Source organism: Gordonia zhaorongruii (assembly GCF_007559005.1).
Classification (GTDB): domain Bacteria; phylum Actinomycetota; class Actinomycetes; order Mycobacteriales; family Mycobacteriaceae; genus Gordonia; species Gordonia zhaorongruii.
In genome coordinates, this window is the sequence record NZ_CP041763.1 from 1,856,908 (window position 1) to 1,877,668 (window position 20,761).

16 protein-coding genes and 1 tRNA gene are annotated in these 20,761 nt (G+C 65.8%); 4 read left to right on the top strand and 13 right to left on the bottom strand.

Features of this window, described 5'->3' with window-relative positions; genetic code table 11:
- Nucleotides 1-47 precede the first annotated feature (47 nt).
- Nucleotides 48-809: an IclR family transcriptional regulator gene (locus tag FO044_RS08580; protein ID WP_143965482.1), complete on the top strand. Its 762-nt coding sequence runs from the start codon at nt 48-50 to the stop codon at nt 807-809.
- Between the two features lie 145 nt (nt 810-954).
- Nucleotides 955-2,373 carry a phytoene desaturase family protein gene (locus FO044_RS08585; RefSeq protein WP_132991487.1) on the top strand — a complete coding sequence of 473 codons (1,419 nt, stop codon included), beginning with the start codon at nt 955-957 and terminating at the stop codon, nt 2,371-2,373.
- A gap of 3 nt (nt 2,374-2,376) precedes the next feature.
- Here FO044_RS08585 and aztD read toward each other — a convergent pair whose 3' ends face one another.
- Complete coding sequence (gene aztD / locus FO044_RS08590) at nt 2,377-3,609, bottom strand: zinc metallochaperone AztD (RefSeq protein ID WP_143965483.1); 1,233 nt, start codon at nt 3,607-3,609, stop codon at nt 2,377-2,379.
- A gap of 152 nt (nt 3,610-3,761) precedes the next feature.
- Nucleotides 3,762-5,252, bottom strand: coding sequence for a 30S ribosomal protein S1 (gene rpsA, locus FO044_RS08595; protein ID WP_132991489.1), 1,491 nt, complete (start codon nt 5,250-5,252; stop codon nt 3,762-3,764).
- A gap of 348 nt (nt 5,253-5,600) precedes the next feature.
- On the opposite strand from rpsA, the gene FO044_RS08600 reads away from it, so the two are divergent.
- On the top strand, nt 5,601-6,422 hold the full coding sequence (locus tag FO044_RS08600; RefSeq protein WP_143965484.1) for a class I SAM-dependent methyltransferase: 822 nt from the start codon (nt 5,601-5,603) through the stop codon (nt 6,420-6,422).
- A gap of 16 nt (nt 6,423-6,438) precedes the next feature.
- On the opposite strand, the gene FO044_RS08605 is transcribed toward FO044_RS08600, so the two are convergent.
- The 7 genes from FO044_RS08605 to FO044_RS08635 form a co-directional block, all read right to left on the bottom strand.
- On the bottom strand, nt 6,439-7,191 hold the full coding sequence (locus FO044_RS08605) for an amino acid ABC transporter ATP-binding protein (RefSeq protein WP_132993255.1): 753 nt from the start codon (nt 7,189-7,191) through the stop codon (nt 6,439-6,441).
- Between the two features lie 32 nt (nt 7,192-7,223).
- Nucleotides 7,224-8,135, bottom strand: coding sequence for an amino acid ABC transporter permease (locus FO044_RS08610; RefSeq protein ID WP_143965485.1), 912 nt, complete (start codon nt 8,133-8,135; stop codon nt 7,224-7,226).
- 4 nt (nt 8,136-8,139) lie between these two features.
- Nucleotides 8,140-9,033, bottom strand: a complete 894-nt coding sequence (locus tag FO044_RS08615) for an ABC transporter substrate-binding protein (protein ID WP_132991492.1) — start codon at nt 9,031-9,033, stop codon at nt 8,140-8,142.
- Nucleotides 9,034-9,141: 108 nt separating this feature from the next.
- Nucleotides 9,142-10,206: an isocitrate/isopropylmalate dehydrogenase family protein gene (locus FO044_RS08620; protein ID WP_143965486.1), complete on the bottom strand. Its 1,065-nt coding sequence runs from the start codon at nt 10,204-10,206 to the stop codon at nt 9,142-9,144.
- 72 nt (nt 10,207-10,278) lie between these two features.
- Nucleotides 10,279-13,029 (bottom strand): DNA polymerase I, encoded by a 2,751-nt coding sequence (gene polA / locus FO044_RS08625; RefSeq protein ID WP_143965487.1) that lies wholly within the window; start codon nt 13,027-13,029, stop codon nt 10,279-10,281.
- 63 nt (nt 13,030-13,092) lie between these two features.
- Nucleotides 13,093-13,689 (bottom strand): ANTAR domain-containing response regulator, encoded by a 597-nt coding sequence (locus FO044_RS08630; RefSeq protein WP_132991495.1) that lies wholly within the window; start codon nt 13,687-13,689, stop codon nt 13,093-13,095.
- A 40-nt stretch (nt 13,690-13,729) separates the two neighbouring features.
- A tRNA-Leu gene (locus FO044_RS08635) sits at nt 13,730-13,811 on the bottom strand.
- Between the two features lie 188 nt (nt 13,812-13,999).
- Between FO044_RS08635 and FO044_RS08640 the strand changes: the two genes are divergently transcribed.
- Nucleotides 14,000-16,039 carry a CocE/NonD family hydrolase gene (locus tag FO044_RS08640; protein WP_132993256.1) on the top strand — a complete coding sequence of 680 codons (2,040 nt, stop codon included), beginning with the start codon at nt 14,000-14,002 and terminating at the stop codon, nt 16,037-16,039.
- 18 nt (nt 16,040-16,057) lie between these two features.
- Here FO044_RS08640 and FO044_RS08645 read toward each other — a convergent pair whose 3' ends face one another.
- The 4 genes from FO044_RS08645 to lgt form a co-directional block, all read right to left on the bottom strand.
- Nucleotides 16,058-16,525 carry a hypothetical protein gene (locus FO044_RS08645; protein ID WP_143965488.1) on the bottom strand — a complete coding sequence of 156 codons (468 nt, stop codon included), beginning with the start codon at nt 16,523-16,525 and terminating at the stop codon, nt 16,058-16,060.
- A 37-nt stretch (nt 16,526-16,562) separates the two neighbouring features.
- Complete coding sequence (locus FO044_RS08650; protein ID WP_132991497.1) at nt 16,563-17,450, bottom strand: acyl-CoA thioesterase; 888 nt, start codon at nt 17,448-17,450, stop codon at nt 16,563-16,565.
- A 25-nt stretch (nt 17,451-17,475) separates the two neighbouring features.
- Entirely contained in the window at nt 17,476-18,909 is a 1,434-nt protein-coding gene (gene pyk / locus FO044_RS08655; protein WP_132991498.1) for a pyruvate kinase, read from the bottom strand.
- Nucleotides 18,910-19,020: 111 nt separating this feature from the next.
- Nucleotides 19,021-20,754 (bottom strand): prolipoprotein diacylglyceryl transferase, encoded by a 1,734-nt coding sequence (lgt, locus tag FO044_RS08660; RefSeq protein ID WP_425323580.1) that lies wholly within the window; start codon nt 20,752-20,754, stop codon nt 19,021-19,023.
- Between the last annotated feature and the right edge of the window lie 7 nt (nt 20,755-20,761).

Genomic DNA, 20,761 nt, shown 5'->3' on the forward strand with positions numbered 1-20,761 from the left:
GAAAGGCGACCGTCTCGCTGACCGAGACGAGCGGCTAATCTGGACCCATGAGCCCCCGCGACAGCGTCATCGGCAAGGTGATGCTGATCCTGCACGCCTTCGGCGTGGACGACCACGAACTCCCGCTCGCGGAGATCGTTCGACGCACCGGACTGCACAAGGCGACGACTCACCGCCTGGCGGGCGAACTGGTGGACGAGCGGATGCTTGATCGCACACCGGATGGCTGCTATCGACTCTCCGGCGGCCTGTTTGAACTTGGAATGCGAGCGTCCGTCGAACGCGGCCTGCTGGAGCTGGCCATGCCCTTTCTGCAGGATCTGTACGACCGCACCCGCGAAACCGTGCACCTCGGCGTCCTCGACGGCCACGAGGTGGTCTACATCGCGAAGATCGGTGGACATCGGCAGGCCAACTCGCCGTCGCGCACCGGCGGACGGATGCCGTTGCACTGCACGGGGATCGGGAAGGTACTTCTCGCCCATGCCGATCCGAGGCTGAGGCGCGAGGTACTCGCCCGCCCACTCCCTCGCCGCGCGCCCCGGACGATCGTCGCGCCGGGCATCCTGTCGGCCCAACTCGATCAGGCACGCGAAGCCGGCTTCGCGTTCGAGTACGAGGAGTCGACGATCGGGATCGGCTGCGTGGCCGCCCCGGTTCTCGACGTCGGGACCAACGAGATCGTCGCCGCGGTCAGTGTCACCGGACCGCTCAACCGGTATCGGCCGGAATCGCACGCCGATGCCGTTCGCGCGGCGTCCGGCGGGATCGCCGCCACCCTGCAGCGCAGACGTTCACTGCGCGACTGACGCCGGACCGCACCCGGATACGGCGCGTCGACGGCACGAGAGTTGACCGACGCACCGACACCGGTAAGGCTTGGACGATGCAGAGATCGTCAGCGACGCCGCAGTTCACCGCCGAGGACCCGGAATCAACCGGCACGGTGGTCTCATGACGACGGCGGTCATCGTCGGAGCAGGCCCCAACGGGATTGCCGCAGGCCTTCACCTGGCCCGCAACGGCGTCGACGTTCAGATCCTCGAGGCCGAGGACACCATCGGCGGCGGTGCAAGGTCGGCGGAGCTCACCGAGCCCGGCGTCATCCACGACGTCTGCTCCGCGTTCCACCCGATGGGCGTCGGTTCACCTTTCTGGAAGGACGTCGACCTGACGTCGTACGGACTCACGTGGCGCTGGCCAGAACTCGACTGCGCCCATCCGATCGACGACGGCCCGACCGCCTTGCTGCATCGATCAATCGACGAGACGGCCGCCGGCCTGGGCGTCGACGGGTCGCGGTGGAAGGCGGTGTTCGGCGACCTCGCTCGCAATTTCGACGACCTCGGCGCCGACCTGCTGCGCCCGATCGTCAACGTGCCGTCGCACCCGCTGAAGCTTGCGGCTTTCGGCCCACGCGCTCTCCTGCCTGCCACGGTACTGGCCCGGGCGTTCCGCACGCCGACCGCGCGCGCCCTGTACGGCGGGATCGCCGTCCACGTGTACACGCGACTGAATCGTCCGCTCACCGCATCGCTCGGGCTGATGATCGGCGCCAGCGGCCATCAGTACGGCTGGCCGGTTGCCGAAGGCGGATCGGGGGCGATCTCGAACGCCGCCGCACGGGCTCTCATCGAAGCAGGCGGTTCGATCGAGACCGGCGTCCCGGTGACATCTCGGTCGCAGATCCCCGACGCTGACATCGTCCTCCTCGATCTGGCCCCGGCACAGGCCGTTTCGCTCTACGGCGACCTGATGCCCACCCGGATCCGCAAGAGCTACGAGCGCTACCGGATGGGGTCGGCAGCCTTCAAGATCGACTTCGCGATCCGCGGCGACATCCCCTGGACCGACCCCGACTGCGCGCGGGCCGGCACCGTCCACCTCGGGGGCACCTTCGATGAGATGGTCGAGACGGAAGGACTTCGGGCATCCGGAGTCATGGCTGAGCGCCCGTTCGTGCTGCTCGGTCAGCAGTACAAAGCAGACCCGACCCGGAGCAACGGCGACATCAATCCGATCTACGCATACGCGCACGTTCCGTTCGGCTACGACGGCGACGCGACCGAGGCCATCATCGCGCAGATCGAGCGCTTCGCCCCCGGCTTCCGCGACACCGTGATCAGCACCAGTTCGTCCTCTGTCTCAGCTCTCCACGACCACAACCGCAACTACATCGGCGGCGACATCATCGGCGGATCCAACTCGGGCCTGCAGATGCTGCTGCGGCCGCGTGCCGCCATCGACCCGTACTTCACCGGAGTCGACGGGGTGTACCTCTGCTCCCAATCGACGCCGCCGGGGGCCGGCATTCACGGACTCTGCGGTTACAACGCCGCCGAGTCCGCGCTGCGCCGCCTCCGGAAGAGCTAGCCGTCAGCCGGTGACGGCCGCGGTCTCGACGACCCCGACGTCGATGGCCGTCCGCGCAGTCTGCGCACCGGTCGCCAGGTCGACGGCCGTCATCGTCTTCGAACCCGGATCACTGATGTAAGCGGTTCCCCCGAGAATGGTCAGCGACGGCATCGGATCCTGCCACTCGACCGGTTCCACCCATTCGCCGATCACCTGATGACGCGCCATCTGCCGTCCGGTGACGGGGTCGAATACGTACAACGCCCCATCCGTGCCGAGGATGACCGCCTCGCCGTCCTGCCCCCGCGCCAGTGATCGGAAGCTGTACGCGGCCGGCAGGTCGACGACGCGGAGCGATCCGGTCTCCGTGTCGGTGAGACTGAAACGCGTCGGTCGCTCGATCTCGTCATCACCGAGATCCTCGGCGGGCCGGGTCTTGTAGTCGCCGAGGACGATCGGCGAATCCGGTGCACCCTGCTGGTTGCCGATCCGGCCGTAGGCATCGGGTGACGGGATCTTCGTGATCTCCTCGCCCATCACGACGAGGATGCCGTTCTCGCATCCGAAGGTGAGGGCGCCACCCGATGCCGCCGCTTCTCCGTGTACGCCCGGGCAGTCGTCGGTGGACGCCACCACACGGCGGTCCGCATCGAGGATGCGCACACCGCTGCGCGTGTCCTCGTCCCCGTGGGTCACCACGAGGGAGCCGTCGGCTCGGGACACCGCGACCCCGTGATGCGCCTGCGGCGATCGGTAGTCCGACGTCGTCACCTCGCCTTCGGCGAGGTCTGCCGGGTCGAAGGTCTTCGCCTCGCCCGACCCGTCGAAGAAGAGCGAGATCCGCCCGTCGTGCGGGACCACGTGGCCCGGTTCGTCGCCGGCGAGGTCGATGTCGGTGAAGGACGGTTCGGTCACCTTGTAATGGCTGTGATCACCGTGCGCCTCCCGCCAGGTTCCGGTGTCGAGAACATCGAATCCGTCGTCGGCGGTGACGAAGACGTGGCGGGAGTCCTGTGCGCTGTTCAGTCGCAGGAAGCCCTCGTGCGGAAGGTCGGCGACCGTCTCCAGTGTCTTGCCGTCCAGGACCCGGACGCCACCGTCGTAGGAGACGACCAGGCGCGGAGTGGGGCGACCTTTCTCACGGACCGGCGCCGACGCACCGCTCTCGTCGTCGGAGGGGCTTCCGCACGCGGCGAGCAGGGCGGCAGATGTGATGAGCAATGCGGACATGCGGACCGCTATGGACTTGTGCATGCAGGCCAGTCAACACGTTAATGAAAATTATTGTCAACAACGCATGGATGGTGACCGAACGGCTTCCGCGGCTTCGTGGTACCCGGAACGCCGGAATGCCCCGGAACCTTGCGGTTCCGGGGCATTCTCGGTGCAGCTATGGAGCCGGCGAATCAGCCGTTGTTGCCCGAGAGCTTCTCGCGCAGAGCAGCGAGCTGCTCATCGCTGGCCAGCGAACCACCGGTGGTGGCCGGTCCGGCCGACGCTGCCGCTGCGGCCTCCTCCGACGAAGCGGATGAGGACGAGGACGACGACGAGTAGTCCGTCGGAGCGTTGGCAGCCTCGGCCGCCGCTGCTGCGAACTTCTCCATCTGAGCGGTGTGCATCTTGTGGCGACGCTCAGCCTCCGCGTAGCGGGCCTCCCACGCCTCACGCTGCGAGTCGAAGCCTTCGAGCCATTCGTTGGTCTCGGCGTCGAAGCCCTCCGGGAAGATGTAGTTGCCCTGGTCGTCGTAGCTGTCGGCCATGCCGTACTTCGACGGGTCGAAATCCTCCGTGTAGTCCTCGTTGGCCTGCTTCAGCGACAGCGAGATGCGACGACGGTCCAGATCGATGTCGATGACCTTGACCATCGCGTCGTCGCCGACGGAGACGACCTGGTCCGGAACCTCGACGTGGCGCTCGGCCAGCTCCGAGATGTGGACGAGGCCCTCGATGCCCTCTTCGACGCGGACGAACGCACCGAACGGCACCAGCTTGGTGACCTTGCCCGGCACGATCTGGCCGATCGCGTGGGTGCGGGCGAACTGACGCCACGGGTCTTCCTGAGTCGCCTTGAGCGACAGCGAGACACGCTCGCGGTCCATGTCGACGTCGAGCACCTCGACGGTGACCTCGTCGCCGACCGTGACGACCTCGGACGGGTGATCGATGTGCTTCCAGGACAGCTCGGAGACGTGCACCAGGCCGTCGACGCCGCCGAGATCGACGAATGCGCCGAAGTTGACGATCGAGGACACGACGCCCTTGCGGACCTGGCCCTTCTGCAGCTGATTGAGGAATTCGCTGCGGACCTCGGACTGGGTCTGCTCGAGCCATGCACGGCGGGACAGGACCACGTTGTTGCGGTTCTTGTCGAGCTCGATGATCTTGGCTTCGACCTCCTTGCCGATGTACGGCTGCAGGTCGCGGACGCGACGCATCTCGACCAGCGACGCCGGGAGGAAGCCGCGCAGACCGATGTCCAGGATCAGGCCGCCCTTGACGACCTCGATGACGGTGCCCTTGACGGCCTCGTCCTTCTCCTTGAGCTCCTCGATCGTGCCCCAGGCGCGCTCGTACTGCGCACGCTTCTTCGACAGGATCAGGCGGCCTTCTTTGTCCTCCTTGGTGAGGACCAGTGCTTCGACCTCGTCACCGACGGTGACGACTTCGCTGGGATCGACGTCATGCTTGATCGACAGCTCACGCGAAGGGATTACACCTTCGGTCTTGTAGCCGATGTCAAGCAGAACCTCGTCGCGATCGACCTTGACGATGGTGCCCTCGACGATGTCGCCATCGTTGAAGTACTTGATCGTGGCGTCGATAGCGGCAAGGAAGTCCTCAGCCGAGCCGATGTCATTGACGGCTACTTGCGGCGAGGTGATCGTGGGGGACGACATGTGGTGAGTTGCTCCGGACAGTTAAGTAGTAGGTACGGTCTCCAGGTTGATCAATGCAGGTCAACGCTGGTTCTTACGGGTTGTTGTGCGGCAGCCCCGGATGTCGCTGATGACGTCGGGGAAATACCGCGATACGCGTGCCGGGCACGCGCGAGAACTAGTTTACTACCCGTCGCTGGCCTGCACAAATGGGGCCCTCAGCACTGAAGGGCCCGCTGTGACTATAAGCCATGAAAGGATGTCGGTCGTGGCTCATTCCATCGAATTGCTGCTCGACGATTCGACCGACGACCGGTACCGGGACGGCGACACCACGACCGAATCCGTGATCCAGGGAAGAGCCTGCTGATGTCCGACTCCCCTCGCCCACCGCGCATCCTCGGCGACGTCGACGGCCCTACCAGCGAGCGCGCCAACCGCACCTGGTGGGACACCGAGGCCGACCAGTATCACGTCGAGCACGGCCGGTTCCTCGGCGCGCAGACGCCGGGCGGCGACTTTCTGTGGGGCCCCGAGCGTCTCCGCGAGGAGGACGTCCGCCTCCTCGGTGACGTCGCGGGCCGGGACGTTCTCGAGATCGGTTGCGGTTCGGCGCCGTGTGCACGGTGGCTGGCAGCCCAGGGCGCGCATGTCGTCGGACTGGACGTGTCGGCCGGCATGCTGGCCCACGCCGTCGATGCGATGAGTCTCGACGACCGCCGCACTCCCCTCGTGCAGTCCGGTGCCGAGCAGTTGCCCTTCGCCGACGCATCGTTCGACATCGCCTGCTCGTCGTTCGGTGCGATCCCGTTCGTCGCCGACTCGGCACGCGCCATGCGCGAGGCAGCGCGCGTCCTGAGACCCGGCGGGCGCTGGGTGTTCGCGACCAATCACCCGATGCGCTGGATGTTCCTCGACGATCCGGGGCCGGATGGTCTCGTGGTCCAGATGTCCTACTTCGATCGCACTCCCTACTCCGAAGCCGACTCCGACGGCACCGTCACCTACGTCGAGCATCACCGGACAATGGGCGACCGCATCCGCGAGATCGTCGCAGCCGGGCTCATAGTGGACGACGTCGTGGAGCCGGAATGGCCCGACGATCTCGACCAGGAATGGGGACAGTGGTCCCCCCTGCGCGGCTCCTACTTCCCCGGCACGGCGGTGTTCGTCTGCCGCAAGCCGGGGTGACGCGCCGCAGACGCAGTCAGAGGAGCTTCGAGAGGAACGTCTGCGTCCGCTCCTGCTGCGGGTTCACGAGCACCTCGCGCGGATCGCCCTTCTCGACGACGACGCCGCCGTCCATGAACACCACCTGATCGGCGACCTCACGGGCGAAGCCCATCTCATGGGTGACCACGAGCATCGTCATGCCGTCGGCAGCTAGGCCGCGCATCACCTCGAGAACGTCGCCGACCAGTTCCGGGTCGAGGGCCGACGTCGGCTCGTCGAACAGCATGAGCTTCGGCTCCATCGCCAGCGCCCGCGCGATCGCGACACGCTGCTGCTGTCCGCCGGACAATGCCACCGGATAGGCGTCGGCCTTGTCGCGTAAGCCGACCTGCTGGAGCAGCTCGAGCGCGTGCTCGGTAGCGGCCTCCTTCGACTTGCCCCCGACCAGCACCGGCGCCTCGATGATGTTCTCCAGCGCTGTGCGGTGCGGGAACAGATTGAAGTGCTGGAACACCATGCCGATGTCGCGCCGCTGCCTGCCCGCATCACGCGGGCTCATCTCGTACAGCTTGCCGCCGCGCTCCCGGTAGCCGATGAGATCGCCGTCGACGAGCAGACGTCCGGCATTCACCTTCTCCAGATGATTCACGCAGCGCAGAAACGTCGACTTCCCCGATCCCGACGGTCCGATCAGACAGGCGACCTCACCGGGCTGCACGTCCAGCGACACGCCCGTGAGCACCTCGAGTGATCCGAAGTTCTTGCAGACCCGGTCGGCGTGCACCATCGGGTGCGCGGCAGTCTGCGACGTCTGGGCGCTCACTTGCCCTCCTCAACCATCGTCGTGTTGCCGGCGGAAGCGCGCGTGGAGCCCTTCGCGTAGTGCTTCTCCAGGAAGTGCTGGCCCACCATCAGGATGCTCGTCACCGCGAGGTACCACGTCGACGCGACGAGAAGCATCGGAATCGGCTGGAAGTTGACGCCCGAGATATCCCGCTGACGTCCGTACAACTCCAGCGTGAACGGCACCGCGGCGACGAGGCTCGTCGTCTTCAGCATCCCGATGAACTCGTTGCCCGTCGGCGGGATGATCACCCGCATCGCCTGCGGAAGCACCGTGCGACGCATGGTCTGCCACCACGACATCCCCAGCGCCGTCGAGGCCTCGATCTGTCCTTCGCCGACGCTCTGCACACCGGCACGGACGATCTCCGCCATGTACGCGGCCTCATTGAGCGCGAGCCCGATGATCGCGAACGCGAACGCCGCGTTGAGCGCCTGGATGTCGAAGCTGACGAAGGTGGGGCCGAACGGGATGCCGATGTCGATCTTCTTGTAGATCGCGCCGACCAGGCCCCACAGCACGAGCTGAACGTAGACCGGCGTGCCGCGGAACACCCACAGATACAGCCACGCCGTCGCGCTGAGCACCTTGTTCGGCGACATCCGCATCACCGCGAGCATCACGCCCAGCGCGACGCCGATGAACATCGCGATCACCGTCAGCGTCAGCGTGTACCCGACGCCTTCCAGGATCCGGCGCTCGAACAGGTACTCCGCGTAGGTGTCCCAGCGGTACGCCGGGTTGGTGGCTGCACCGTAGACGAACAGGCCCGCCAGGACCAGCAGGACCGCGGCCGCGACCCACTGGCCGGGATGCTTCAGCGGCACCGCCTTGATCGGGGCGGGCGCCTCGTGACCGGTCGCACCGGTCTGCTGATCTGTGCTCATCCCACTATCCCTCTGCGCCGTTGATCTGCGATTTCTCGATCATTCCCGCCTGCACACCCCAATGTTCGGTGATCGTCCGGTAGAAGCCGTTGTCGATCAGGTACTGCACGGCCTGCTGGAGTGCCGGAGCCAGTGGCGACCCCTTGCGCACCGGAAGTCCGTACGGCGCGGCGTCGTACGTGGGCCCGACCTCGTGCAGTTGGCCTTCGGTCTTCTTGACCGCGTACGCCGTCACCGGCGAATCCGCGGAGAATGCGTCCACCTGGCCGAGGAGCACCGCGTTGACCGCCTGATCCTGAGTGTCGTACTTGACCTTGACTATCGGATCCTCGCCGCGCGCAACGCAGTCCGCGCTCTTCGCCGGGACCTCCTCGGTGTCCTCCACCGTCGTCGACTGCACGCCGACCCGGAGTCCGCACGCCTCATCCGGATTCAGGTCGCGACCCGTTTTGGCCGCCCACCGAACTCCGGCGCTGAAGTAGGTGACGAAGTCGACCTCCCGCTCGCGTTCCTTGGTGTCGGTGAACGACGACATCCCGACGTCGTAGATTCCTGCCTGCAGTGACGGAATGATCTTGTCGAAGTCGGCCTCGTTGAACTTGGCCTTCAATCCGAGCACCTGAACGGCCGCTCTGAGCAGGTCCACTTCGAAGCCGATGATCTCGCCTCGGCGGTTCTTGAACTCGTTCGGCTGATACGGCACGTTGGTGCCGATATCGAGGACACCGGTCGCATCGATCTCGGGCGGAACCAGCGAGGCGATCTGTGCCTGCTCGTCGATCTTCACCGTGATCGGCTTGGTGTCCAACGCCGACTCGTCGACGACGCATCCGGCGAGCAGCAGCGGCAGCGTCAGCAGCACGCCGACCACAGCGTTGCGAAGGGGTCGCTGTCGCATCCACACCTCTCGAAGACTCCTGCGACGGAGAAACCTGGATGTGAACCCGTCCCGTCGAGTAAATCAGTATGCCCGATCGCGGACACCCGATGTGCACCCGGGCGATACCTACAGCGCCGCCACCACTGCGTCGGCGAACGCCGCACTCGACGCCGATCCACCCAGATCGGCAGTCGCGACGCCGTCGGCGAGCACATGGGCGAGTGCACCGTCGATCGCGTCGGATGCGCGGATCGACGCCTCGTCCCCCGAACGCTCACCGTGCCACCGCAGCAGCATCGACGTCGATGCGATCGTCGCCACCGGGTTCGCCGATCCACGGCCGGCGATATCGGGTGCCGCTCCGTGCACCGCCTGTGCCATCGCCCGGTCCGCCGAGGAGTTGAGGGACGCCGCCAGCCCCAGTGATCCGGACAGTTCTGCGGCGAGATCGGACAGGATGTCACCGAACAGGTTCTCGGTGACGATCACGTCGTAATCGGCCGGACGACGCACCAGCAGAGCTGCCATCGCATCGACGTGCTCGGTGTCGACCGTGACGTCCGGATACCGCTGGGCCACCTGCAGACAGACGTCACGGAACAGGCCAGTCGTCAAGCGCAGAACGTTCGCCTTGTGCACGACGGTGACGTGACCGCGACGCCGGCGCGCCGCCTCGAACGCCTCGACGGCGATGCGCTCCGAGGCCGCGCGGGTGACGAGACCGACCGACAGGGCGACGTCGGGCGTCGGCATGAACTCGCCGCTGCCCACCGCCATGTTCCGATCCGCGTACAGACCCTCGCTGTTCTCCCGGACGATCAGCAGATCGATGTCGGGGGCGGTCGCGGTGACTCCCGCCAGCGCCCGTGCCGGACGCAAGTTCGCGTACAGGTCGAACTGCTTGCGCATCTCCGCTCCGGGCGCGGGATGTCGCAGCGCGGCCGGATACGAGGCGCTGTCGTGCGGACCCACCAGCCAGAGGTCGAAATCCGCCAGCTGCTCCAGCGTCGATTCGGGCACCGGGTGACCGTGTTCCTCGATCGCGGCGGCACCGAACGGCAGCACCGTCGTCTCGAGCGCCACATCCTGCGCGGCAAGTGCCCGCTCGGCCACCGCGACCGCCGCGGGTACCACTTCGGGCCCGACTCCGTCCCCGTGGAGTACTGCGAGACGCACTGATCCAACACTCATGACGCACTCCCCTTCATCACTCATGCGCACCGGCCACGAAGATCGGAACCAGCAGATCGGATCGGCGGCGCATCAGTGCGCCGCCGCGTCCCAGGTCCGACCGAAACCGACCGAGACCTCAAGCGGCACAGACAGTTCGATCGCACCGCCCATCTCCTCGCGGACGAGTTTCTCGGCGGCTTCGCTCTCGCCGGTCGCCACGTCGAGGACCAGTTCGTCGTGCACCTGCAGGAGCACCCGCGAGCGGAATCCCTCATCTTTGAGTCGCCGCTGCACGTTGATCATCGCGACCTTGATGATGTCGGCGGCGGTGCCCTGAATGGGCGCGTTCAACGCCATACGCTCCGCCGACTGACGACGCTGAAAGTTGTCGGAGTTCAGATCGGGCAGGTAGCGGCGACGTCCGAAAAGCGTTGCCGTGTACTCGTTCCGGCGTGCCTGCACGACCACCTCGTGGAGGTAGTCGCGCACCCCGCCGAAACGGTCGAAGTACTGCTCCATCTGCTGTTTGGCCTCTTCCCGGCCGATTCCGAGCTGAGCCGCCAGACCGTACGCGCTCAGCCCGTACGCGAGTCCGTACGACATCGCCTTCACTCGGGAACGCATCTGCGGGTCTACCTGGTCGACGGGCACGCCGAACGCACGCGACCCGACGAAGTTGTGCAGATCCTCCCCGGAGCGGAATGCCTCGATCAGCCCTTCGTCCTCGGACAGATGCGCCATGATCCGCATCTCGATCTGCGAGTAATCGGCCGTCATCAGCGATTCGAACTCCACACCGGCCGGCGTCGGCGACGATGCGACGATGAACCCACCGCGGATCTTGCGTCCGGCGTCCGTGCGCACCGGGATGTTCTGCAGATTCGGATCGGTGGACGAGAGCCGCCCCGTCGCAGCCACCGTCTGGTTGAACGTGGTGTGAATGCGATCGTCGTCCGACACCGACTTGAGGAGTCCGTCGACGGTCACTTTGAGTCTCGTGGCGTCACGGTGCTCCAGCAGGAACCTCAGGAACGGGTGCTCGGTCTTCTCGTACAGTCCGGCGAGCGCGTCTGCGTCGGTGGTGTAGCCGGTCTTGGTCTTCTTCGTCTTCGGCATGTCGAGCTTGTCGAAGAGGATCGCCTGCAACTGCTTCGGCGACCCGAGGTTCACCTGTTCGCCGACCACCTCGTACGCCGATTCCGCAGCATCGCGGACCCGCTGCGCGAACTCGCGCTCCAGGTCCGTGAAGTGCTCCACGTCGACTCCGATCCCCTCTGCTTCGAGCTCGGCGAGGACGAAGGCCAGCGGCAGCTCCATCTCGACGAGCAACGCCGTCGAGTCGATGCGCTCGAGTTCGGTGTCCAGACTGTCGGCGAGTTCGGCTACGGCCTGCGCCGACAGCATCAGCGTCTCAGCCGCCCGCGCCGCGTCCGCGTCGTCGTCGAGCAGTGACAACTGTCCGTCGTCGTCGACCCCGTCATCGGCCCGCAGTTCGCGTCGCAGGTACCGGAGCGCGAGATCGTCCAAGTTGAAGGTGCGCTGCCCCGGCCGCACCAGGTAGGCGGCGAGTGACGTGTCGGACGTGACACCTGCGATGGCCCACCCGCGGCCGCGCAGCGCGTGGACCGCCCATTTCACCTCGTGAACGGCCTTGGCGACTGACTCGTCAGCCAGCCATGCGGACAGCGCCGCATCGTCGGCGGGCGACATGGCTACCGGATCGATGAACGCCGCGTCGCCGTCGGCCGCGGCGATCGCCAGCGCCTCGACATCCGAGCCGACCACGACATGCCTGCCATCGACCGCGAGACCCGAGCGTCCGGTGCGTGCGTGCGCCTCCAGCCACGCGGCGACCTCGCCGCTGCCCAACCGGACGCCGTTCACCTCGAAGCCCTCATCGGCCTCCGGCTCCACCGAGGTCAGCGTCGAGAACAGTCGGTCACGCAGAACCTTGAACTCGAGGTCGTCGAAGAGCCGGTGAATCCGGTCGCGATCCCACCCGTGCAATGCGAGCTCGTCAGGTTCGGCCGGCAGGTCCATCGTCCGGATCAGCTCTGTGAGACGCCGGTTCATCTGCACCGATGCGAGATTCTCGCGCAGCGAATCGCCCACCTTCCCGCGAACCTCGTCGGCACGATGAACCAATTGCTCGAGCGAGCCGTACTCGCGAATCCACTTCGTCGCCGTCTTCTCGCCTACTCCGGGAATGCCGGGGAGGTTATCGCTGGGATCGCCGCGCAGCGCCGCGAAGTCCGGATACTGCTCGGGAGTGAGCCCGTACTTCTTCTCCACCTCGTCCGGGGTGAACCGGGTCAGCTCGGATACTCCGCGCTTCGGGTAGAGCACGGTGATGTTCTCGTTGACCAGCTGCAGCGAATCGCGATCGCCGGTCACCACGAGGACGCGGTACCCGGCCGCGTCGGCGCGCGTCGCGAGAGTCGCGATCACGTCGTCGGCCTCGTAACCGTCGATCGCCATGACCGGAATTCCCATGGCCTCCAGGACGTCCTTGGTCAGGTCGACCTGACCGCGGAACTCGTCGGGCGATTTGCTGCGCTGCGCCTTGTACTCGGGAAACATCTCGGAGCGGAAGGTCTGGCGCGACACGTCGAACGCCGCCGCGATGTGCGTCGGCTCCTCGTCGCGAAGCAGGTTGATGAGCATCGACGTGAAGCCGTAGACCGCGTTGGTGGTCTGGCCGGTGTTGGTCTTGAAGTTCTCCGCGGGCAGAGCGAAGAAGGCCCGGTAGGCCAGGGAGTGACCGTCGAGCAGCATCAGAACGGGGCGGGCGGTGGTGCCGGTGGTACCGGCCTTGCTGGCTGTCGTCTTCGCTGGGCTCACGTCAGTGAGTCTAGTGATCGGGTCCGACGCTCGGCGTGCCCCGGCGGTGCCGGACCGAACTTCTCAACTCCCGAGCGTGTCGACGACGATCTCGGCGACCGCCTTCATGGTGACGCGACGATCCATCGCGTTGCGCTGGATCCACCGGAACGCATCGGGTTCGGTGAGTTCCTGCTTGGCCATCAGCAGGCCTTTCGCCTGCTCGATCAGCTTCCGGGTCTCGAACCGCTCGGACATGTCGGCGATCTCCGACTCGAGCACCTTCAGCTCGCGGTACCGGCTGAGCGCGACCTCGATAGCAGGTACCAGATCGGCTTGGGTGAACGGCTTCACCAGGTACGCCATCGCACCTGCGTCGCGCGCCTTCTCCACGAACTCCCGTTGACTGAACGCGGTGAGCATCACGACCGGAGCCAGCCGCTTGCGCGCGATCTCGCTCGCCGCATCGATCCCGTCCCGCACCGGCATCTTGATGTCCATGATCACCAGGTCGGGCGCGAGCTGCTCGGTGAGGTCCACCGCGATCTGACCGTTGGGGGCCTCCCCGACGACCTCGTAGCCCTCTTCCCTGAGCATCTCGGTGAGGTCGAGACGGATCAGCGAATCGTCCTCGGCTACGACCACCCGACTCGCGTGCTGTGCGGGGGGTGCGTCTGCCATCTCGGTGCTCTCGCTCTCCGTGGAGTCGGTCAGCTGTATGTGCCCCGGGCCGGACTCGAACCGGCACCTCGTTAGAGACCGCATTTTGAGTGCGGCGCGTCTGCCAATTTCGCCACCGGGGCCGGCGGGTCAGTGCGAAGTACGAGTGTACGGGACCCACGGAGGGAGAAACCCAGTCGGGTTCGGCACAAATTGTGATTCGGCTATTTCTGATATCTACCTGAGAGTAGGGTCACAGAATCGTTGCGCGATCGGCGCAGCATCTGCTCCCGGGAAAGGTTCTCTTCACGTGCTCGCTGCGTCACGCCGGATGGTCCGGAAACTGTTCGTCGCCCTCGTCGCAACGCTGACCGTCCTCGCCGGCGCGGCTGTTGTGCCTGCTACCTCGGGCGACGCGAACGCCGCAGTGTACGGCGCGCTCGGCGCGAAGTGGACGCGCACACAGGACGGCCCGCAGAAGTACTCGGGCTACAAGGTGACACCCGACGTCCCCGTCACGATGAGCGACGGCACGGTTCTGAAAGGCAACCTGATTCGTCCCACCGATCGGTCGGGGCGGCCGGTGAGCAAGGAACTCCCCACGATCGTGAACATGACGCCGTACACCAAGATGGTGGCCGCGCTTGCCAGCGAGGTGATGAACTATCCCGCCTTGATGCCGCAGCTGATAGAACTGCTCAACTCGATCAATCTGCAGGGCACGTTCCTGTCCGGGTACAACGAGTTGATGGGCGCTCTGCGCGGCGGCCTGATCAACACGTTCTCCTACGATCCGAAGTTGATCAAAAGCGGATACAACATGCTGGTCGTCGACGTGCGCGGAACAGGTTTCTCCCAAGGCACCTGGCAGGTGTTCGGTGAGCGCGAACGGCGCGACACCATCGAGGTGATCGACTGGGTGAAGAAGCAGTCGTGGGCGAACGACAAGGTCGGCATGGCCGGCGTCTCGTATTCGGCGATCAACCAGATGCAGGCGGCCGCCGATGCCCCCGGCGAACTCGGTGCGATCTTCCCGATCGTCCCGGGTAACAACCTCGTCCAGGACGTGATCGCTCCGGGCGGCGGCGTCGGTTTCGGATTCCTCCTGCCGTGGCTGGTCCTGGTCAACGGCACCAAGATGATCCCGAACGTGGCATCGATGCTCAACGGCACCTTCGACTGGAAATGGCTGGGCGATCGGGTCAAGGATCCACTCACTTACTTCGATGTGATGATCGAGGCGCTCACCACGCGCACGCCGAAGGATCTCCACGGCACCACCCGCGATCTCGTCGTCGACGGATCTGCCAGACGGACGTCGCTGCACACCGACACCTCGAAGATCACCACCCCCACATTCGCGATCGGCGGGTGGAACGATCTGTTCACCTTCAGCGAGTCCCGGCTCCTCAAGGGTCTGACCAAGCTTCCGGACTCGCAGCGGAAGCTGATCATGGACGACGGATACCACATCACGTCCGGATCCAACTTCGGTCAGCGCGGCTACCCGCCCCGACTCGACGTCCTCGCACGGGCCTGGTACGACAAGTGGCTCAAGGGCATCGACAACGGCATCGACCGGTACTCCCCCGCGACCCTGTCGTCCGAGCCGAACGGCTGGTTCGTGCAAGGACCGACCTACCCGCTCCCGGGTTACGAACATCGACGCCAGTATCTGACCGGCCGACCGTCGCACACACCCGACACCCCGGTCGCAGGCGACGGATCGCTGTCGGCGCACAAGCCTCGCAGCCGCGCGACGCGGGTGGTCAAGCCGGGACTGTCGACGCTGTGCAGCCGCGACGGCGCACAGGCCACCACCGGCATCACCGCCCTGTTCGACTTCTGCGGCAAGGACTCGCGCTTCTCGGAGGTAGCCGCCCAGACCTTCACATCGAAGCCGGTCAAAGCGACGACCCGGGTCAGTGGCACACCGGTCGTCCATCTGCGACAGCGGCTCCAGGCGACCGACGGCTACTGGCATGCGACGGTGAACGTCGTGTCCCCCGACGGACGGTCCACCACGGTGTCCATGGGACAACTGGTGGTGTCCTTGCGCGATATCGACGAGAAGCGGAGCTCGTACGGCCCCAACGGCGACCTGACCGATGCGATCCCGAGTCTGGCGATCGACGAGTACCACCCGGTGAAACCGGGGAAGAGCATGTCGATCGACATCCCCATGACCGCGACTCAGGCCAAGCTTCGCCCCGGCGACCGGCTGCGCGTCGACCTGTACTCGTTCAACTTCGCGAAGTCCGTGCCCCTGGGACCGGAACTGTGGTCCTCGCAACTGCGCCCGCAGTACATCGAGATCGACCCGGCGCACCCGAGTTGGGTCAACGTGCCGGTGTCTCGGCCGCTCCGGTGAGTGCGACGACGAACGGCGTCACTCGAACAGGTAACCGCTGACGAGTGCGCCCGCCGGAACCAGTTTCCGGTAATCGTCACCGATGCGCACGACGTAGACATCGACCACTGCGAGATCCTCGACGACGAACGCGGCGAGACAAGTGTCGCCGCCGAGCTTGCGCAGCTCATTCAGTCGCGTCGACGCCAGCGGACCATCGGGCGCTTCGGCATCGAAGATCTGCACCTGGTCGCCGAACGACACCGGAATGGTTCCGGTTGCCGCCCGGGTACCGCAGTCGACTGTGACAGCGCCGCGAGCAGTGATCTGTGACCGTTCATCGGCCCCGACGACCAGGGCGGTGATCGCCAGTGCGGCCAGGACCAGCACCACCACGATGCTGCCGATTCGGATCGGCCATCGGTACCGACGTCGCCACGTCGCCTGCCGGACAGGTGGACCGGCAGGCAGGTGGAAGCGGATGTCGGCCTGCGGCGGATGCGTCACGTACTGCTCCCCGACTCGATGCTCATGTCCTCACGGTTCACTTCTTGGGCGGGAAGTGCTTGATCAGCGCTTCCTGCACCACCGAGGTGCACAGGACACCGTCGCGGGTGAAGAACCGGCCGGACCCGATGCCCCGCGAGCCTGCGGCGACCGGCGACTCCGTCGCGTACAGCATCCACTCGTCAAACCGGAACTCGCGGTGGAACCACATCGAGTGATTCACCGTCGCCGCGAACAGCCGGTCCAGTCCCCACGACAGTCCGTGCGTCGTGATGATGGAGTCGAGCACCGTGGTGTCCGAGGAGTACGCCATCGCCCCGATGTGCAGCAAGGGGTCGTCCGGCATGGGTCCGTCGGTCTTCATCCAGGCCCGATTGTGATTCAGCTGTTCGCCGGTGCCCTTCATCTTCCAGGTGGGCGCGTTGGCGAACCGGATGTCGATCGGGTGCAGCGCGTTGACGAACTGCTCGATCTTGTCCTCATACCCGACGAAGTGGTCGGAGACCGGCGGCAGTTCCTCCGGATAGGCCACCTCCGGGATGTCGACGGCATGCTCGAGACCTACCTTGTTGTTCTGGAACGCCACGAGCATCGTGAAGATGACCTCGCCGTCCTGCATGGCGGTGACCTGGCGGTTCGCGAACGCCTTGCTCTCGCGAAAACGATCGACGTGGTATTCCAGCGGCTTGCTGACATCACCCCCGCGGATGAAGTGCGCGTGCATCGCGTGCACGGGCGGATCACCGCGGGTAAGGGTCCGCCCCGCTGCCACCACGCCCTGCCCCAGCAACTGGCCGCCGAACGTACGGGGCATCACCTTGTCGGGGTGCTGACCGATGAACAGATCGTCACCTGCTCGCTCCACATCGAGCAGGTCGAGAAGCGTGCGCAGGTCGTCCGATTGCGACGAGGTGTCGGTGCTCATGGTTCACCACCCTATGCGACGCAGATCAGTGGTCCTGTTCGCCGATCCGGTGAACGTGCACGAAGTTGGTGGAACCGACCACGTACGCGGGTGCGCCGGCGATGATGACGACTACGTCGCCCTCCTTCAAACGCCCGCTCTTGACCAGTACCTCGTCGACCTGAGTGATCATGTCGTCGGTGTTGTTCATCCGGGTCACCAGATTGGGCTCCACGCCCCAACTGACCGCCAGCTGATTACGGGTCGATTCGGTGGCGGTGAACGCATGCAGCGGCACACGCGAATGCAGACGCGCCACCCGGCGCACGGTGTCGCCGGTCTCGGTGAACGCGATGATCGCATCGACGTTCAGTCGCTCGGCGATGTCGCGCGCCGCGTATGTGACGACGCCGCGCCGAGTCCTCGGCATGTGCTTGAGCGGGGGCACCTCGCGGCTGCCGCCCTCCGCAGCAGAGACGATGCGGGCCATCGTGCGGACTGTCTCGTGCGGGAACTTTCCGACCGACGTCTCACCCGACAGCATGACGGCATCAGCACCGTCGAGCACTGCGTTCGCGACGTCGGAGGCCTCGGCGCGGGTCGGTCGCGAGTTCTCGATCATCGAGTCGAGCATCTGGGTCGCGACGATCACCGACTTGGCGTTCTCCCGCGCCATCTGAATCGCCCGCTTCTGCACCAGCGGCACCTGTTCGAGCGGCATCTCGACACCGAGATCGCCGCGCGCCACCATGATGGCGTCGAAGGCCAGGATGACAGCCTCGAGGTTGTCGATCGCCTCCGGCTTCTCGAGCTTCGCGATGACCGGCACCCGGCGTCCCACCCGGTCCATGATCTCGTGGACGAGTTCGATGTCGGCGGGGCTGCGCACGAACGACAACGCGATCAGATCGACCCCGAGCTCGAGCGCGAACTCCAGGTCCTCGACGTCCTTCTCCGACATGGCAGGCACCGAGATGTTCATTCCCGGCATCGACAGGCCCTTGTTGTTGCTGACCGTGCCGCCCTCGGTGACGACGCAGACCACGTCGTCGCCGTCGATCCGGTCCACCGTGAGCCCCACCTTGCCGTCATCGACCAGGAGGCGGTCGCCCGGCTTCGCATCCGCGGCGAGACGTTTGTACGTCGTGGACACCCGATTGCCTGCGCCGAGGACGTCCTCGACGGTGATCCGCACCTCGTCACCGGTGTTCCAGTCGACCGCACCGTTGGGGCGGCCGTTGTCCTCGAACTTGCCGAGGCGGATCTTCGGCCCCTGCAGATCGGCGAGGACGCCGACGGGTTTGCCCGTCCGCTCACTCGCCGCACGCACCGCGCGGTATACATCGCGGTGGTCGTCGTGGGCGCCATGACTGAAGTTGAGTCGGGCGACGTTCATGCCGCACTCGACGAGTGCGACGATCCCTTCCTCGGTGTTGGTAGCAGGGCCCAGGGTGCAAACGATCTTAGTTCGACGAGTCACGCCCCAAGGCTAGCCGCTACTGCCCCGCCCCATCGAACCTACTGACGGGTATGAAAGACAGTTCACTCGCTTTTCCCCGAACGCACCGTGCTTCAGCGATGCGACACCGTCTCAGAGGGTGTCGGTCTCGGCCGAGTCTGCGCCGTCGGCTGCGCCATCCGCGTCGACCGGATCGTCCGCATTCGCCGAATCGCCTGCCGTTTCGCGGATTTCGATCGAACCGGCCTCCCCTGCCTGCGACTCTTCGACGACGGTCAACTCGTCGTACCCGTGATCCTCCGATTCGACGGAGTATCCGGCGGCAGGCACATCAGGCGCGAACAAGGTGTCGGCAGATTCGGCGACCTCGAACTCCGGCTCCGGCGTCTCCTCCTCCGGTACCGCGCCTGCTTCCGGTTCATCGACTCTTGCCGATTCTCCGCCGGCTTCCGACTCTTCGCCGTCTTCGAGGCCGTCCTCGGGCGCAGGCTCTGCCGGCTCGTCGGAGAGCATTTCGTCACTATCGGCCTCGTCACCGTCAGACTCAACCTCAGTCTCAGCCTCGGCCTCGGATGCCGCCTCGGCGTCGTCCGTCGACTCTGCTGCGCTCTCGACGGGTGCGTCCGGGTGCGACACCTCGGCGTCACGGTCCTCGTCGGTGACCGTGTCCTCGTCGGTGACCGTGTCCTCGTCGGTGTGATCGTCGGTGTCCTCGTCATCGTCCCCCGCGACTGCGGCAGCGGTTGCGCCCGCTCCCGCGACACCGGCGGTGGCCGCGACGGCGCCGGCTCCGATTCCAGCTCCGGTGGAATCATCGCCGTCGGTACCGCGATCATCGTCCTGGTCGCTCGGTCCGTACTCGGAGAAGTCATCGTCCTCAGAAGACTCGTCGTACTCGGCGAACTCCTCGTACCCAGAAGAGTCGTCGTCATACTCGGGCACATATCCGACTTCGCCCTCGTCCGCCAACTGCTCGGCACGGTAGGGCCAGTACATCGACAGTCCGGTCTCGCGACCGCGCGGTGCCATCACCACGTAGAGCGCGGCGCACACGAACACGAGGGCTGCGACGATCACGTTCACCCGGAGGCCGAGGATGTGGGTCGCCTCGTCGCTGCGCATGAGTTCCACGATGAATCGCCCGACGCAGTAACCGGCGACATAGAGCGCGAAGAGCCGCCCGTGGCCGAGCCGGAACTTCCGGTCCAGCACCACCAGGAGTCCAACGATCAGCACGCTCCACACGAGTTCGTACAGGAACGTCGGGTGGACGACCTCGAGAACGGTGCCGTTGGATGTCCCGTCGATCACCGCGATACCGCGTCGCCCGGTATCCGGGTTGACGCGCTCGTAGAGTTCCAGTCCCCAGGGCACCGTGGTCGGCCGCCCGTACAGCTCCTGGTTGAAGTAGTTGCCGAGCCTGCCGATCGCTTGTGCGAGAAGTATCGCCGGAGCGATCGCGTCGCCGAACGAAGGCAGCTTGATGCCCTTCCAGCGGCAGCCGAGCCAGGCGCCGACCGCGCCGAATGCGACAGCGCCCCAGATGCCGAGACCGCCGTCCCACACCTGGAAGACGGCGCCGAGACCCTTGCCGTTCTCGCCGAAGTACCGCCACCAGTCGGTCATGACGTGATAGATGCGCCCGCCGACCAGCCCGAACGGCACCGCGATCAGTCCGACGTCGAGCACGTCTCCCGGCCGCCCGCCGCGGGCCTGCCAGCGGCGGTCGCCCCACCAGACGGCGACGACGATGCCGAGGATGATGCACAACGCGTAGGCGCGGAGCGGGAACGGTCCGAGGTGCCACACGCCCTGCGAGGGACTCGGAATATATGCGAGGACTTCTCCGGCAGTCACGACTGCCACACTAATG

Bases quoted from the DNA above. Each gene is read 5' to 3' on its own strand.
- FO044_RS08610 (WP_143965485.1), bottom strand. From the start codon at position 8,135: ATGAGCACAGATCAGCAGACCGGTGCGACCGGTCACGAGGCGCCCGCC.
- rpsA (WP_132991489.1), bottom strand. From the start codon at position 5,252: ATGTCGTCCCCCACGATCACCTCGCCGCAAGTAGCCGTCAATGACATC.
- FO044_RS08605 (WP_132993255.1), bottom strand. From the start codon at position 7,191: ATGGTGCACGCCGACCGGGTCTGCAAGAACTTCGGATCACTCGAGGTG.
- FO044_RS08640 (WP_132993256.1), top strand. From the start codon at position 14,000: ATGGTCCGGAAACTGTTCGTCGCCCTCGTCGCAACGCTGACCGTCCTC.
- FO044_RS08600 (WP_143965484.1), top strand. From the start codon at position 5,601: ATGTCCGACTCCCCTCGCCCACCGCGCATCCTCGGCGACGTCGACGGC.
- FO044_RS08615 (WP_132991492.1), bottom strand. From the start codon at position 9,033: ATGCGACAGCGACCCCTTCGCAACGCTGTGGTCGGCGTGCTGCTGACG.
- FO044_RS08585 (WP_132991487.1), top strand. From the start codon at position 955: ATGACGACGGCGGTCATCGTCGGAGCAGGCCCCAACGGGATTGCCGCA.
- aztD (WP_143965483.1), bottom strand. From the start codon at position 3,609: ATGCACAAGTCCATAGCGGTCCGCATGTCCGCATTGCTCATCACATCT.
- FO044_RS08620 (WP_143965486.1), bottom strand. From the start codon at position 10,206: ATGAGTGTTGGATCAGTGCGTCTCGCAGTACTCCACGGGGACGGAGTC.
- FO044_RS08580 (WP_143965482.1), top strand. From the start codon at position 48: ATGAGCCCCCGCGACAGCGTCATCGGCAAGGTGATGCTGATCCTGCAC.
- FO044_RS08630 (WP_132991495.1), bottom strand. From the start codon at position 13,689: ATGGCAGACGCACCCCCCGCACAGCACGCGAGTCGGGTGGTCGTAGCC.
- FO044_RS08650 (WP_132991497.1), bottom strand. From the start codon at position 17,450: ATGAGCACCGACACCTCGTCGCAATCGGACGACCTGCGCACGCTTCTC.